The sequence below is a fragment of the Streptosporangium sp. NPDC051023 genome, from assembly GCF_040689595.1.
Lineage (GTDB): Bacteria > Actinomycetota > Actinomycetes > Streptosporangiales > Streptosporangiaceae > Streptosporangium.
The window spans coordinates 46,818-60,182 of the sequence record NZ_JBFBCE010000055.1; the positions used below are offsets into that span (position 1 = coordinate 46,818).

General features: G+C 70.5%; 11 protein-coding genes. 8 read left to right on the forward strand and 3 right to left on the reverse strand.

Features of this window, described 5'->3' with window-relative positions; all coding sequences use genetic code 11:
* Positions 1 to 33: 33 nt before the first annotated feature.
* Positions 34 to 1,263, reverse strand: coding sequence for an adenylyl-sulfate kinase (gene cysC / locus AB0395_RS30545; RefSeq protein ID WP_366287037.1), 1,230 nt, complete (start codon positions 1,261 to 1,263; stop codon positions 34 to 36).
* 78 nt (positions 1,264 to 1,341) lie between these two features.
* A complete protein-coding gene (locus tag AB0395_RS30550) occupies positions 1,342 to 2,070 on the reverse strand; it encodes a methyltransferase domain-containing protein (protein WP_366287039.1) in 729 nt (242 codons plus the stop codon).
* Positions 2,071 to 2,233: 163 nt separating this feature from the next.
* On the opposite strand from AB0395_RS30550, the gene mfd reads away from it, so the two are divergent.
* Genes mfd through AB0395_RS30565 form a run of 3 tightly spaced genes read left to right on the forward strand, consistent with a single transcriptional unit; the run spans position 2,234 to position 7,388 of the window.
* Positions 2,234 to 5,764 (forward strand): transcription-repair coupling factor, encoded by a 3,531-nt coding sequence (gene mfd / locus AB0395_RS30555; RefSeq protein WP_366287041.1) that lies wholly within the window; start codon positions 2,234 to 2,236, stop codon positions 5,762 to 5,764.
* A gap of 27 nt (positions 5,765 to 5,791) precedes the next feature.
* A complete protein-coding gene (locus AB0395_RS30560) occupies positions 5,792 to 6,412 on the forward strand; it encodes a SurA N-terminal domain-containing protein (RefSeq protein WP_366287043.1) in 621 nt (206 codons plus the stop codon).
* Between the two features lie 10 nt (positions 6,413 to 6,422).
* Positions 6,423 to 7,388, forward strand: a complete 966-nt coding sequence (locus tag AB0395_RS30565) for a MazG family protein (RefSeq protein ID WP_366287045.1) — start codon at positions 6,423 to 6,425, stop codon at positions 7,386 to 7,388.
* 13 nt (positions 7,389 to 7,401) lie between these two features.
* Here AB0395_RS30565 and AB0395_RS30570 read toward each other — a convergent pair whose 3' ends face one another.
* The gene (locus AB0395_RS30570) at positions 7,402 to 8,160 is read right to left on the reverse strand and encodes a methyltransferase domain-containing protein (RefSeq protein WP_366287047.1); all 759 of its coding nucleotides are present in this window, start codon (positions 8,158 to 8,160) and stop codon (positions 7,402 to 7,404) included.
* A 111-nt stretch (positions 8,161 to 8,271) separates the two neighbouring features.
* On the opposite strand from AB0395_RS30570, the gene eno reads away from it, so the two are divergent.
* From eno to AB0395_RS30595, 5 genes are all read left to right on the forward strand, one after another.
* Positions 8,272 to 9,549: a phosphopyruvate hydratase gene (gene eno, locus AB0395_RS30575; protein ID WP_366287049.1), complete on the forward strand. Its 1,278-nt coding sequence runs from the start codon at positions 8,272 to 8,274 to the stop codon at positions 9,547 to 9,549.
* Between the two features lie 155 nt (positions 9,550 to 9,704).
* Positions 9,705 to 10,112 (forward strand): septum formation initiator family protein, encoded by a 408-nt coding sequence (locus AB0395_RS30580; RefSeq protein ID WP_366287051.1) that lies wholly within the window; start codon positions 9,705 to 9,707, stop codon positions 10,110 to 10,112.
* Between the two features lie 42 nt (positions 10,113 to 10,154).
* Positions 10,155 to 10,730: a DUF501 domain-containing protein gene (locus AB0395_RS30585; protein WP_366287053.1), complete on the forward strand. Its 576-nt coding sequence runs from the start codon at positions 10,155 to 10,157 to the stop codon at positions 10,728 to 10,730.
* The gene (locus tag AB0395_RS30590) at positions 10,727 to 11,689 is read left to right on the forward strand and encodes a Ppx/GppA phosphatase family protein (RefSeq protein ID WP_366287054.1); all 963 of its coding nucleotides are present in this window, start codon (positions 10,727 to 10,729) and stop codon (positions 11,687 to 11,689) included. The genes AB0395_RS30585 and AB0395_RS30590 overlap by 4 nt, the downstream gene beginning before the upstream one ends.
* Before the next feature lie 216 nt (positions 11,690 to 11,905).
* Positions 11,906 to 13,237 (forward strand): hypothetical protein, encoded by a 1,332-nt coding sequence (locus AB0395_RS30595; protein ID WP_366287056.1) that lies wholly within the window; start codon positions 11,906 to 11,908, stop codon positions 13,235 to 13,237.
* Positions 13,238 to 13,365 lie beyond the last annotated feature (128 nt).

The window sequence follows — 13,365 nt, forward strand, 5'->3', positions numbered from 1 at the left end:
TCGGCCGGACGGCGCCGGTGCCGGGTCCGCCTCTCAACGAATCCAGCCCCCCTGGACCAGCGGGTCGAGCACCTGCCGGACCGCCCGGTCCACGCTGATCGAGGTGGTGTCGATGACCAGGTCCGCGTCGTCCGGCTCCTCGTAGGGGTCGGAGACGCCGGTGAACTCGGGGATGAGACCCGCCCTCGCCTTGGCGTACAGCCCCTTGCGGTCGCGACGCTCGCACTCCTCGATCGGGGTGGCCACGTGGACGAGCAGGAAGTCGGCGCCGACCGCCTCAACCATCGCCCTGACCTCGTCGCGGGTCGCGGCGTACGGTGCGATGGGCGCGCAGATCGCCAGCCCGCCGTGCCTGGCGGCCTCGGCCGCGACGAACCCGATCCTGCGGATGTTGAGGTCGCGGTCCTGCTTGGAGAAGGTCAGTCCCGCCGACAGCAGGTGCCTGACCACGTCGCCGTCGAGATAGGTGACCGTACGGCTGCCGCGTTCGAGCAGCGCGTCACGCAACCCCCTGGCGACGGTCGACTTCCCCGAGCCGGAAAGGCCGGTGAAGAAGACCACGAGACCGCGCCGGTGTGGCGGCCCGGGAAGCGTGACCGGCTCGGGGCCCGCCAGGTGCTCCGTCGCGCCGTAGGCCTCGGCCACATGCTCGCGCAGCTCCAGGTCGACGCTGGAGTCCTGCCTCGGGGCGAGGGGCACGACGGCCAGGAGGGTGTCCTCCGGCAGCCGGTCCCGCGCCTTGAGCGCGGCGCGCACCACGGCCGGGCCACCCTCCCCGAATGCCAGGGGCAGCAGCAGGATCGTGGCGTCGAGCTCCTCGGCGGTCGCCCTGACCTCGTCGAGGTCGTCCAAGGGACCACGCATGGTGACCGCGAGCGTCTGCCTGCCCTCCAGCTCCTTGCGGACCTGGGCCGGGGGGCGGCGGAGCCTGGCGAACGGCCCGTGCTCCGGGGCGTCAAGCCCCTCGACGGGACCGGCGACGAAACCGTCCTCGCGGCCGGTGACGGTGAGCACGGCCAGTGCCGCGCCCTCCGGGTCGCGGAGCGTGATCCGGTCGCCGGGGGCGGCCGGATGGTCCTCGGGCAGCGTGAACGTGACGGGCGCGGGCCAGCGCGTGCCGTCGGCCAGGGTGCCGTGCTCGTCGACGGCGTGCGCGTCTGCCGAGCTCAGGAAGCCCGTCAGTGGCTGGAAGGCACCGGAGAGCAACAGCTCCAGGTCAGCCAGCTCGCGGGCGTCGGGGGTCCACTCCAAAGGGGCCGTCATCTGCTCCACAATCCCGATCAACTTAGTCGGATTTCATCACTCTACCTACTCCAGTTGTCCCACACCAACCCCGGGGCCTCATATCAGGCGGGCGAAATGGCTCTGCGGTTTGCGGACAACCATGGTGATCTCGTCGTGCGCGGCGGACAGCCGTCCCCGCGAGGCGGTCTCGACCGCGGAGCAGGCGAGCCGGGCGAGCCCGCGCCTTGGCCCGCTCAGCGCCGGTCCGCTCGCGGCGGACATGTCGTCGGTCACCATCAGCCCGCGCGTCAGGCAGAAGGAGTGCATCCCCTCGCGCGAGGTGACCTCCCCGTAGAAGGGGGTCAGCGGGCCGACGGCGCCCTCCGGGGCGAACCTTGGCCACAGCAGCCGCCGCAGCGCGGGAGGCAGCAGGCGGTCGCACGTGCCGTAGGCCGAGGCCCGGTCGCGCATCCGCAGCAGCAGCTGGCCGCCGGGGCGCAGTCCGGTGAGCAGCCGATCGAGCACCAGCTCGGGGTGCTCGATCCGTTCGAGCAGGAACGGGACGTGGATGACATCGAACGCGCGGGGCGGCACCGGAACCGAGCGCAGGTCGCCCAGTGTCCACGCGTCGAGGTCCTTGCGCGCGGACGTGCTCGCCCGCAGCACGGGAAGGTCCTCGTCGATCCCGGTGACCCGCGCCTGGACCCGCTCCAGGTCCAGCGGATCCGGCCATCCGCACCCGGCGACCAGGATGTCCAGCCGCCTGCTCGGCTGGCTCGCCCACTGCTCCCGGACCCGCCGGCTGAATATGTCGTCTCGTGAGACGACCGACCGTACCTCAGACATGTGACTGACAGTAGTCAACTCCGCACGATTCGTTGCGCATTTCCCGCTCCCTGCTGGTGACGGTCGCGAGGCAAGTAGCCTTGGGGAGACCCCCGGGCCGAACAGGCGCGGGGGCCTGCCGTGTTGCCGTCGTGTTGCCGTCGTGGGGCTGTGGGCGAATCTGATGAGCCTTTCCGGACTACTTGACCTTGTCGCGGGCGAGCCGAAGCTGGCCTCCGTCCTGCGGGACGTGCGCGGAGGCGATCTCTCCGACGTCTCGCTTATCTCGCCGCCCGCGCTGCGGCCGTTCACCGTCGCCGCGCTGGCCAGGGACGGGGCGGAGGGCGGAGCGCGGACCGTCCTCGCGGTCACCGCGACCGGGCGCGAGGCCGAGGATCTCGCCGCGGCGCTGACCAGTCTTCTCGACGGCAGCTCCGTGGCCGTCTTCCCCGCGTGGGAGACGCTGCCGCACGAGCGCCTCTCGCCGCGCAGTGACACGGTCGGCCAGCGGCTGGCCGTACTGCGGAGGCTGGCGCACCCGGTCAAGGGCGACGTCGCCGCGGGCCCGCTGCACGTGATCGTCGCGCCGGTCAGGGCCGTGCTCCAGCCGATCGTGCGGGGCCTGGGCGACCTTCGCCCCGTACGGCTGCGCGCCGGCGAGGAGGCCGACCTGGAAAGCGTCGTCGCCAGGCTCGTCGAGAACGGCTACAACCGGGTCGACATGGTGGAGAAGCGCGGCGAGGTCGCGGTCAGGGGCGGCCTGCTCGACGTCTTCCCGCCGACGGAGGAGCACCCGCTCCGTCTCGAGTTCTGGGGCGACACCGTCGAGGAGATCCGCTGGTTCAAGGTCGCCGACCAGCGGTCGCTCGAGGTGGCCGACGGCGGCCTCTTCGCGGCCCCCTGCCGCGAGTTGCTGCTGACCGGGGAGGTCAGGGAGCGCGCGCGGCGGCTCGCCGAGGAGCACCCCGCGCTGGCCGAGATCCTGGAGCAGCTCGCCGAGGGCGTCCCGGTCGAGGGCATGGAGGCGTTCGCGCCCGTGCTCGCCGGGGAGATGGACCTGCTGGTCGACCACCTGCCCGCGCGGGCCGCGGTGTTCGTCTGCGACCCTGAGCGCATCAGGGGACGCGCGGACGAGCTGGTGCGCACGAGCCAGGAGTTCCTTGAGGCGTCCTGGATCAACGCGGCGGCGGGCGGTGAGGCGCCCATCGATCTGGGGGCGGCGGCCTTCCGCACCCTTGAGGAGGTCCGCGACCACGCGCGAGAGCTCGGCCAGCCCTGGTGGTCGATCGCGCCGTTCGGCGGCGACGACCTGGGCGACGGACTGGTCCTGCAGGCACGCGAGGCCGAGGCCTACCGAGGCGACACCCAGCGGGCGCTCGGCGACATCAAGGGCTGGCTCGAAGAGGACAGGGCCGTCGTGCTGCTCAGCGAGGGCCACGGTCCCGCCGAGCGGATGGTCGAGCTGCTCAAGGGCGTCGACCTGCCCGCGCGCCTCGAGCCCGGGATCGAGACGGCGCCCGACCCCAAGGTCGTTCACGTCACCACGGGCCTGGTCGAGCACGGCTTCGTCAGCCCCGCGCTGGCCGTACTCACGCATCTGGACCTGGTCGGGCAGAAGGCGTCGACCAAGGACATGCGGAGGCTGCCCTCAAAGCGGCGCAACATGGTCGACCCGCTGCAGCTCAAGGTCGGCGACCACGTGGTGCACGAGCAGCACGGCGTCGGACGCTACATCGAGATGGTGCAGCGGACCGTGCAGGGCGCGACGCGCGAGTACCTCGTGATCGAGTACGCCAAGGGCGACCGCCTCTACGTGCCGACCGACCAGCTCGACGAGGTCACCCGCTACGTCGGCGGCGAGGCCCCGACGCTCAACCGGATGGGCGGCGCCGACTGGGCCAAGGCGAAGACCAAGGCGAAGAAGGCGGTCAAGGAGATCGCCGGGGAGCTGATCCGCCTCTACTCGGCCAGGATGGCCTCCCCGGGACACGCCTTCGGGGCGGACACGCCGTGGCAGCGGGAGATGGAGGACGCCTTCCCCTACGCCGAGACCGGCGACCAGCTCGAGGCCATCGACGAGGTCAAGCGCGACATGGAGCGCGCGATCCCGATGGACCGGCTGATCTGCGGCGACGTCGGCTACGGCAAGACCGAGATCGCGGTGCGGGCGGCGTTCAAGGCCGTGCAGGACGGCAAGCAGGTCGCGGTGCTCGTGCCCACGACGCTGCTGGTCCAGCAGCACCTTTCGACCTTCGCCGAGCGTTTCTCCGGGTTCCCGCTGAACGTCAGGCCGCTGTCGCGTTTCCAGAGCGACGCCGAGGCCAAAGCGACGATGGAGGGCCTGCGCGAGGGCTCGGTCGACGTGGTGATCGGCACCCACAGGCTCTTCTCACCGGAGATCAGGTTCAGGGAGCTCGGCCTGATCATCATCGACGAGGAGCAGCGTTTCGGCGTCGAGCACAAGGAGGCCATGAAGCACCTGCGGACGCAGGTCGACGTGCTGGCCATGTCCGCGACGCCGATCCCGCGCACGCTGGAGATGGGGCTCACCGGCATCCGCGAGATGTCGACCATCCTCACCCCGCCCGAAGAGCGGCACCCGATCCTCACCTTCGTCGGCCCGTACGACGACAAGCAGATCGGCGCCGCCATCCGGCGCGAGCTGATGCGCGACGGCCAGGTGTTCTTCGTCCACAACCGGGTCGCGAGCATCAACAAGGTCGCGGCCATGCTGCACGAGCTGGTGCCGGAGGCGAGGATCGCCGTCGCGCACGGCCAGATGCAGGAGCACCAGCTTGAGAAGATCATGGTGGGCTTCTGGGAGCGCGAGTTCGACGTGCTCGTCTCGACCACGATCGTCGAGTCGGGCCTCGACGTGCCGAACGCCAACACGCTGATCGTGGACAGGGCGGACAACTACGGCCTGTCCCAGCTCCACCAGTTGCGGGGCCGGGTCGGGCGCGGGCGCGAGCGCGGCTACGCCTACTTCCTGTACCCGCCGGAGAAGCCGCTCACCGAGACCGCCCACGAGCGTCTGGCGACCATCTCCCAGCACACCGAGATGGGCGCGGGCATGTACGTCGCGATGAAGGACCTGGAGATCCGCGGCGCGGGCAACATCCTCGGCGCCGAGCAGTCCGGCTTCATCGCGGGCGTCGGCTTCGACCTCTACGTGCGGATGATGGCGGAGGCCGTACAGGAGCAGAAGGCCAAGCTGTCGGGCACGTTCGTCGCCGAGGAGCGCCAGGACGTCAAGGTCGAACTGCCGATCAACGCGCACATCCCGCACGACTATGTGACCTCGGAGCGGCTGCGCCTCGAGGCCTACAAGCGGATCGCCGCGGTCGACTCGGACGAGCAGGTCGCCGCGGTGCGGGAGGAACTGGTCGACCGGTACGGCAGGCCGCCCCAGCCGGTCGAGAACCTGCTTGAGGTCGCCCGCTTCCGGATCCGCGCCCGTACCGCGGGGCTGACCGATGTCACCCTGCAGGGCCAGAACATCAGGTTCGCCCCGGTGGAGCTCAGGGACTCCCAGCAGGTCAGGCTCCAGAGGCTGTACCCGAAGGCGCTGCTGAAGCAGGCGGCCGGTACGTTGCTGGTGCCCGTGCCGAAGACCAGGCCGCTCGGCGGCCAGCCGTTGCGCGACCTGGACCTGCTCACGTGGTGCGGCGACCTGGTTCAGGCGATGTTCCTCGAGAACGTGCCGGTAAAGTAAACGGCGTTTGTCGTGAAGGGAACGCATGTGAAGTCGACTCGAGTGCGCGTCATCCTGGCGGTTGCCGCCGCAGGGGCCGCGTTGACCGCCTGCTCTCCTGGGCAGGCAGGGACCGCCGCCATCGTGGGCGGCGACCGGATCAGTTCCAGCGAGCTGGACAGCAGTGTGCGGGAGTACGAGGACGCGCTGGCCAAGGCCAACGTCTCGGCCTCGCAGCTGCAGTTCCCCGGCAGTGTCCCGCAGGTCGTGCTGTTCCAGCTCGCCACCGCCAAGCAGTACACCAAGGTGGCCGAGAACAAGGGCATCACGGTTACCGACGGTGAGATCGACCAGGCGATCGCCGCCTCGGGGGGCGCGGCCCAGCACGAGCAGCAGATGCTGCAGCAGGCCGTCCCGCCGTCGCGCGCACGCGAGTTCGCCAAGGCGGGTCTGCTGCTCACCAAGCTCATGGCCAAGTACGGCGGCGGCTCTGACGAGGCCGCCCTGCAGCGTGGCCAGGCCCAGGCGATCAAGGACCTGCAGTCGGTGAAGGTCACCTGGAACCCGCGCTACGGCACGCTCAACACGAAGCGGAGCGAGGAGGCGCCGCAGCTGTTCGTCGACGCCGGCCGTTTCGGCGCGATCCCTCCCGCCGCGCAGGCCCAGTAGTCTCGGGGGCATGCCCCTGATCGTCGTCACCACCTCGCCCCGGGTCGCCCCGGGGCTGCTCAGCCACCGCGCGTGGGAGGTCCTCGAGGAGGGGCCGGTGCGCACCGGGTCCGATGACCATCCGCACCTGCCCTACCTCGCGGAGGCCGGGGTCGCCGTCGAGGTTGTCACACCCGATCCCGCCGCCCTGGTCCGTGAGGCCCGCGACGGGACCGTGGTGTGGCTGGGAGCCGACGAGACGCTGATGCGCGCCATCGGGCACGCCGCGATCGCGCTGGACGACCCGCCGGTGATCGAGGTCGTGCCGGGCTCGTACGACCTGCCGGGGGCGCGGGTGCTCGACCTGGTCGAGGTGATGGACCGTCTCAGGACGAACTGCCCGTGGGATGCCAAGCAGACCCACGAGTCGCTGGCGCCGTACCTCCTTGAGGAGGCCTACGAGGTGCTGGAGACCATCGAGGAGGGTGACCACGCCGCCCTCCGCGAGGAGCTCGGCGACCTGCTCCTCCAGGTGGCCTTCCACGCCCGGGTCGCCCACGAGCGCCCCGAGGAGTCGGGCGGGTTCGACATCGACGACGTGGCCGACGGGATCGTCGCCAAGCTCGTCCGCCGCCACCCACACGTGTTCGCGGACACCAGGGTGAAGGGCGAGGAGGAGGTCAACGACAACTGGGAGACCATCAAGGCGGCCGAGCGCGCGGCCAAGAACGGCGGCGACTCCGGCTCCGTCCTCGACGGGGTCCCGATGGGCCAGCCCGCGCTCTCCCTGACCGCTCAGCTCATGAGGCGGGCCGAGCGGGCCGGGGCACCCGCCGAGTTCCTGACGCCGGCCGAGGGTTCCGCCGACCTGGGCGCGCGGCTGTTCGACCTGGTACGGCAGGCGCACGCGGCCGGTCTCGACCCGGAGGCGGAGCTGCGAACCGCCGCCCGCGACTACCGCGACCGGGTCCGCGCCTGGGAGTCGGAGAACCGCTGAGCCAGACGCTGAATCAGACCAGGCGGCCGTTGACGAACTGCACCAGGCCGTAGGCTCGGTGACGCAGCCCGGAGAAGCCGAGGCGGGTGAGGGCGTCGACGACCTCCTCGTCGCCGAAGAGGCGCACCCCCGAGGCGGCGCCGACGAGGTTGTTGAACGGGCCGCCGAACGGCACCCGCCTGGTCGTCATGACGGCGATCCTGCCGCCGGGTCTGAGCGCCCGTGCCATCCCGGCCAGGGCGTCGAAGGGGCGGGCGAACAGGTAGAGCGCGGCCAGGCAGCACACCGCGTCGAAGCAGCCGGGCAGGAAGGGCAGGTCGACCGCGTCCCCCCGCACGTAGACGACGTTCTCCGAGCCGGTGTCGCGCACCGCGCGGGCGAGCATCGTCGCCGACGCGTCGATCCCCACGGCCAGGCCCTCCCCGCCGACCGCCCTGGCCAGAGTCCGCGTCACGTTGCCGGGGCCGCAGGCCACGTCCAGCACCCGGTCGCCGGGCCCGAGTTCGAGCATCCGCCCGACCAGCGCCATCTCCTGCGCCGTGCTCGGCCCGAAGGGGCCCTTCATCGCCCCGAGCACCGCGGGCCGCCAGATCCGCTCGTAGATTCCCGGCAGGAAGCCCGAGCGCATGAGCCACTGCACGGGCGACTCGTCGTCGGGCTCCTCGCCGAGGAGGTCCAGGTAGCCCCGCGCGGAGGGGCTCAGGGCCGCCAGGTCGAGCAGGGCGGGATCCAGCAGCTCACGGACCCGGTCGAGCGCCGTGGGATCGTTCATGGCTTCGATTTGAGCACACGCGTCATCGAGGGGGGACGCCGCCCGCCGTACCGGCAGGTAGTCCTCGATAGGCTTCTGAAGCAAACTGTCCTGCGACTTTAGGAGCGCTTCGTGGCTTCCATCGAGGGTGTCACCGCCCGCGAGATCCTTGACTCCAGGGGCAACCCGACGGTCGAGGTCGACATCCTGCTCGACGACGGCAGCGAGGGTCGCGCCGCGGTTCCGAGTGGTGCGTCGACCGGCCAGTTCGAGGCCGTCGAGCTGCGTGACGGCGATGAGCGTTACGGTGGCAAGGGCGTCGAGAAGGCGGTTCTCGGCGTGACCGACGAGATCGCCGACGAGGTTCTTGGATTCGACGCCGCCGAGCAGCGCAGCATCGACCAGGTCATGATCGATTTGGACGGCACGCCGAACAAGGCCCGTCTCGGCGCGAACGCCATTCTGGGCGTCTCCCTCGCCGTGGCCAAGGCGGCGGCCGAGAGCGCCGAGCTGCCGCTGTTCCGCTATCTCGGCGGCCCGAACGCGCACGTGCTGCCCGTTCCGATGATGAACATCCTCAACGGTGGCGCGCACGCCGACACCAACGTGGACATCCAGGAGTTCATGATCGCGCCGATCGGCGCCGGGTCGTTCCGCGAGGCCGTGCGGATGGGGACCGAGGTCTACCACGCGCTCAAGGCCGTGCTGAAGGAGAAGGGCTACGCCACCGGGCTTGGCGACGAGGGCGGTTTCGCGCCCAACCTGCCGTCCAACCGCGACGCGCTCGACCTGATCCTGGTCGCGATCGAGAAGGCCGGTTATGCGCCCGGTGAGGACGTCGCGCTCGCGCTCGACGTCGCGGCCTCCGAGTTCCACTCGGACGGCGTCTACACCATCGACGGCAAGAGCCTGTCGTCCGCCGAGCTGGTCGCCTTCTACGAGGACCTGGTGGCCAACTACCCGCTGGTCTCCATCGAGGACCCGCTGAACGAGGACGACTGGGAGGGCTGGAACGCCATCACCCGCGCGCTCGGCGACAAGGTCCAGCTCGTCGGTGACGACCTGTTCGTGACCAACCCCGAGCGCCTCGCCCGCGGCATCGCGGAGGGTACCGCCAACGCGCTGCTGGTCAAGGTCAACCAGATCGGCACCCTGACCGAGACCCTCGACGCCGTGGACCTGGCGCACCGCAACGGCTACCGCTGCATGATGAGCCACCGTTCCGGCGAGACCGAGGACACCACGATCGCCGACCTCGCCGTGGCCACCAACTGCGGCCAGATCAAGACCGGCGCCCCGGCCCGCTCCGACCGGGTGGCCAAGTACAACCAGCTGCTCCGCATCGAGGAGCTTCTCGACGACGCCGCCCGCTACGCGGGTCGCGCCGCTTTCCCGCGCTTCCAGCGGTAGTTTCGCCGGTACGGCTTGCGCCCGATTTGATTGGGCGCGAGCCGTACGGCGGGGCGGGCGGCCCGGCCCGGGACACCGGGGCGTGCCGCGGGGCCGGGGGAGTCCCCCCGCCGGGGTGACGAGGCGAACAGACAGAGCGGGACGGGGAGGTGCGCGTGGCGAAACGGCCGCAGCTGACGGGACGGGCCGCGGTCCTCGCGGTCGTGGTGTGCGCGATCGCCATGAGCCTCGCCTACCCGATCAGGGAGTACGTCGCGCAGCGCCGCTACATCGCCCAGCTCGAACAGCAGAAGGCCAGGGAGCTCGCCGAGATCAAGGAGCAGGAGGACCGGTACCGCCAGCACCTCGACCCCGGCTACATCAAGCGGCAGGGCAGGGAGCGGCTCTTCTACTGTGATCCCGGGCACAAGTGCTTCGTCGTCATGCGGGATCGGCCGACCCAGAGCAAGGGGGCGGCGCCGGAGAAGAAGGCCGCGAAGCCGCCGTGGTACCAGACGCTCTGGGAGTCGGTCGAGGCGGCGGACACGGGAACCGGCGCGAAGGTGGCCGGGACCGGCGGATGACCCCGATACCCTGGATGTCATCTTTCAGGGGGGTGTCCGCGGATGGTTGACGACCGTGATGTGGCGGCGGTCGAACGGCAGCTCGGCCGGACGCCGCGAGGGCTGCGGGCGGTGGCGCACCGCTGTCCGTGCGGCCTGCCCGACGTGGTCGAGACGGCGCCGAGGCTGCCCGACGGCTCGCCGTTCCCGACGCTGTTCTACCTGACCTGCCCCAGGGCGGCCTCCGCCATCGGCAGGCTGGAGACCTCGGGGATGATGCGGGAGATGCAGGCCAGGCTGGCGGAGGATCCCGAGCTCGCCGCCGCCTACCAGGCGGCCCACGACGACTACGTCGCCCGCCGAGACAAGGCCGCCGCGCAGGAGGGCCTGGAGCCGCTGCCCAGGGACATGCAGAGCACCGGGGGCATGCCTTCCCGGGTCAAGTGCCTGCACGCCCTGGTCGGGCACGAGCTGGCGGCGCCGGGAACCAACCCGTTCGGCCGTGAGGCCCTCGACGCGCTCGACGAGTGGTGGGCGGCGGGCCCGTGCTGCCCGGAGGAGCCGGGCGCCGGTGCGGGCACGGACGGGGTCGCTCCCGAGATGAACCCGAGCACGACCACCCATGAGGAGACCCCTTGACCCGTGTCGCCGCGATCGACTGTGGCACCAACTCCGTCCGCCTGCTCATCGCCGACATCCACGCGGGTGTCCTGACCGACGTCGAGCGCCGGATGGAGATCGTCAGGCTGGGCCAGGGCGTCGACAGGACCGGCAGGCTGGCCGCTGAGGCGCTGGAGCGCACGTTCGCCGCGATGCGCGGCTACGCCGAGCTGATCGAACGGCACGGCGCCTCGGCGGTGCGCGTGGTCGCCACCAGTGCCACCAGGGACGCCGCCAACCGTCAGGACTTCGTCGACGGGGTGCGGGAGATCTTCGGGGTCGAGCCCGAGGTGATCACCGGTTCCGAGGAGGCCGCGCTCTCCTTCGCCGGGGCCACCCGCGACCTGCTACGGCTCTCGCCGGAGACCGGCCTGCCGACCCCGGACGGCACCAGGCCGCCCTACCTCGTGTTCGACATCGGCGGCGGCTCGACCGAGTTCGTGATCGGCTCGACCCACGCGGAGGCGGCGCTGTCGGTGGACATCGGCTGCGTCAGACTGACCGAGCGGCACCTGGGAGGCTCGGGCGCCCCGCCGTCGCCGGAGACGGTCGAGGCCATCGTCGCCGACATCGACGACGCGCTCGACCGGGTCTCGGAGAAGGTGCCGGTCGAGCGGGCGCTGACGCTGGTCGGGCTCGCGGGCTCCGTTACCACCGTCGCGGGAATAGCGCTTGACCTGCCCGAATATGACCCGGCGAGAATCCACCACTCGCGAATTCCGGCAAATCGGGCGCACGACATTTCCCGGCGCCTGCTGGAGATGACTCATGAAGAGCGTGCGGCGATCGGGGTGATGCACCCGGGACGAGTCGACGTCATCGGTGCGGGCGCCCTCATTCTGGACAGGATCCTGCGGCGGTACGGCTTCACCGAGGTGGTCGTCAGTGAACACGACATTCTGGATGGAATCGCCTGGTCGGCATCTAAATCTTCATGAGATCTAGACATTTGACTTATTGATGGAGTATTGAGAGATCCTTCCGTTCATGATTAGGTAAAGGGGCTTTAGCGAGGCTTTGCCGTGGGGCCCGGCACAGCTGGTGTCGGGGCGGCAACCGTCTCCGGAGCGCACTCGCTTCCTAACGAAACGGAGCACCCCCTCATGAAGTCCGGACTAGCACGCAGGCTAGCCGCGGTAGGAGCCGGCACGGCCATGCTGGCGACGATGGCGACGGGCCTGCTGGCCTCGCCCGCGGCGGCTGCGAGCGCATCCAACCAGACGGCCGTCTCGGCCGTCGCCAAGCCGAAGCCCGCGGTTTCGGCAGGAACTCCCAAGGCGTCCCCCGCGCACTACGAGGGCCGCTGTCCCGCCAAGGTGACCTTCTCCTCGACCATCAAGGTGAAGGCCGTCGCGGCCAAGACCACGGTCGCCTACCGCTGGCTGCGCGGCGACGGCTCCAAGAGCCAGGTCAAGACCCTTGTTCTGAAGGGCAAGGGCGTCAAGGGCGTCACCGTCAAGGAGTCGACCACCTTCAAGGGTGACGTGAAGGGCTGGCAGGCCCTCCAGGTCCTCTCCCCCCGTGCCGCGACCTCCCGCAAGGGCTACTTCGAGGTCTCCTGCGGCGGCGGCAACGACGAGGGTGACGGCAAGGACGTCATCCAGAACAGCGTCGGCGCGCGGGTCTGGGTCGACGAGGGCAACTGTGAGGCTGCCCTGATCGGCCGCATCAGCGCCTCCAACCCGACCTGGGTGCACTACCGCTGGGTCGTCAACGGTGACGTCGTCGACCGCGACGCCGTCCGCGTCAACGGCTCTGCCAAGGTCGTCCACGTGATCAAGCCGCGTCACAACCTGAGCGGCTGGGCCGTTCTGGAGATCGTGGACCCGGATCACAGCTCCTCGAACCGCGTCGGCTTCAGGATCTGGTGCAAGGACGAGTCGCCGAAGGTGACCGCGTCCGTCAGCGCCCCTGACGCCTACACCGGCACCTGCCCGGTCAGCCGCACCTTCACCGGCACGATCGGTGTCTCCGAGGGCCGCGGCACCGTCAAGTACCGCTGGATCCGTGACGGCGTCGCCGGCGCCTGGCAGGACATCTTCTTCGATGGCCGCGGCTACCAGACCCGTACCGTGACCGACTCCTGGAGCGCCTCGGCGTCCGGGACGAGCAAGCGGGCGATCGAGCTCTACGGCGGTTCCACCACCGGTACCGTCGAGGGCAAGGTCACCTGCCAGGCGGCCCCCGAGGTCAAGTCCTGGGTCGTGGGCGAGAGCGTCTCGGCCACGCAGACCGCGGGCACCTGCCCCGCGGCCACCCTGTCCGGCACCGGCCAGATCTACGCCAGCGGTGCGACCACGGTCAACTACCGCTGGACCGTCGACGGTGTCACCGTCAGCTCCGGCCCGCTTGTCTTCACCGAGGCGGGCACCAAGACCGTGACCTTCACCAAGGCGACGAACGGCACCCACGGCGGCAGCGCGAAGCTGGCGATCGACGGGGCCGGCGCGCAGTCGGTGAACTTCAACGCGGTCTGCAACGTCTGAGCACGTGCCGGGACCTCCCGGAACGCGCTGAGCCGGGTCCCGCGCCCAACGCCGGGACCCACCTGGATTGATCTGGATTGAAGAGAGCGGCGGCCCCGTGCGCCGGGGGGCGCGGCGGGGGGTGTGGG

Excerpts from the sequence above, each read along its gene's own strand:
- AB0395_RS30570 (WP_366287047.1), bottom strand. The coding sequence starts at position 8,160 with ATGAACGATCCCACGGCGCTCGACCGGGTCCGTGAGCTGCTGGATCCC.
- AB0395_RS30550 (WP_366287039.1), bottom strand. The coding sequence starts at position 2,070 with ATGTCTGAGGTACGGTCGGTCGTCTCACGAGACGACATATTCAGCCGG.
- AB0395_RS30595 (WP_366287056.1), top strand. The coding sequence starts at position 11,906 with ATGCTGGCGACGATGGCGACGGGCCTGCTGGCCTCGCCCGCGGCGGCT.
- cysC (WP_366287037.1), bottom strand. The coding sequence starts at position 1,263 with ATGACGGCCCCTTTGGAGTGGACCCCCGACGCCCGCGAGCTGGCTGAC.
- AB0395_RS30565 (WP_366287045.1), top strand. The coding sequence starts at position 6,423 with ATGCCCCTGATCGTCGTCACCACCTCGCCCCGGGTCGCCCCGGGGCTG.
- AB0395_RS30585 (WP_366287053.1), top strand. The coding sequence starts at position 10,155 with ATGGTTGACGACCGTGATGTGGCGGCGGTCGAACGGCAGCTCGGCCGG.
- mfd (WP_366287041.1), top strand. The coding sequence starts at position 2,234 with ATGAGCCTTTCCGGACTACTTGACCTTGTCGCGGGCGAGCCGAAGCTG.